The organism is Nonomuraea mesophila, assembly GCF_004352805.1.
Lineage (GTDB): Bacteria > Actinomycetota > Actinomycetes > Streptosporangiales > Streptosporangiaceae > Nonomuraea > Nonomuraea longispora.
This window is the reverse complement of the sequence record NZ_SMLD01000415.1, coordinates 1-574: the sequence shown is the minus strand read 5'-3', so window position 1 is coordinate 574 and position 574 is coordinate 1. Positions and strand designations below refer to the sequence as shown.

At 72.8% G+C, this 574-nt stretch carries 1 protein-coding gene; it reads left to right on the top strand.

All coding sequences use genetic code 11. From position 1 onward, the window contains the following. Positions 1-574, top strand: a 574-nt coding sequence (locus E1295_RS48345; RefSeq protein ID WP_132642137.1) for a ketoacyl-synthetase C-terminal extension domain-containing protein, incomplete at both ends; no start/stop codon positions are given.

Sequence of the window (574 nt, the reverse complement as noted above, 5' to 3'; positions counted from 1 at the left end):
GGACGTTGCATGTGGATGAGCCGTCGCCGCACGTGGACTGGTCGGCCGGCGCGGTGCAACTGCTCACCGAGCCGCAGCCGTGGCAGCAGAACGGGCACGCCCGCCGGGCCGCCGTCTCCTCCTTCGGCGTGAGCGGTACGAACGCCCACATCGTGCTGGAGGAGCACCCGGCCGCCGAGGTCGCGGCCGAGCCGGTGGAGGAGCCTTCGGTGGTGCCGTGGGTGGTGTCGGGTCGTAGCGCGGAGGCGTTGCGGGCTCAGGCGGGCCGGTTGGCCGAGGCGGTGGCGGGTGAGCGGCCGGTGGATGTGGCGCATTCGCTGGTGGCGTCGCGGTCGGTGTTCGATCACCGTGCCGTCGTGATCGGCTCCGATCGGGACGAGCTGGTGGCGGGGCTGCGTGAGCTGGCCGGAGGTGCTGCCTCGGCCGTGGTGCAGGGGGTGGCCGGTTCGGCCGGTAAGACGGTGTTCGTGTTCCCCGGTCAGGGGTCGCAGTGGCTTGGTATGGGGGTGGAGCTGCTGGACGGGTCGCCGGTGTTCGCGGCGCGGATGGCGGAGTGTGAGGCGGCGCTGGCTCC